The organism is Streptococcus pseudopneumoniae (genome assembly GCF_001072925.1).
GTDB classification, from domain to species: domain Bacteria; phylum Bacillota; class Bacilli; order Lactobacillales; family Streptococcaceae; genus Streptococcus; species Streptococcus pseudopneumoniae_Q.
In genome coordinates, this window is record NZ_JVHE01000001.1 from 1 (window position 1) to 240 (window position 240).

The following is a 240-nucleotide window of genomic DNA, read 5'->3' on the forward strand; positions in this document are numbered from 1 at the left end:
GAAAAGTGACCAAACCATCATTAGAAAGAATCTTATGGAACAATTAAATTTTATCACAAACTTGCTCGGAATTAAAGACAAGAACATCATAATCTTAGATTATCTTGATGCTGGAACGCATAAAGAAGTCATCGCTAAACTCGATTATCCTGCCCCTAAATGTCACAACTGTCAAGAACAAATGGCTAAATATGACTTTCAAAAAGAATCTAAAATTCCCTACCTCGAATGTGCAGGATA

1 pseudogene is annotated in these 240 nt (G+C 34.2%); it reads left to right on the forward strand.

The features are described from left to right. Positions 1-34: 34 nt before the first annotated feature. A pseudogene (locus ADH81_RS00005) lies at positions 35-240 on the forward strand (ISL3 family transposase); the annotation flags it as partial.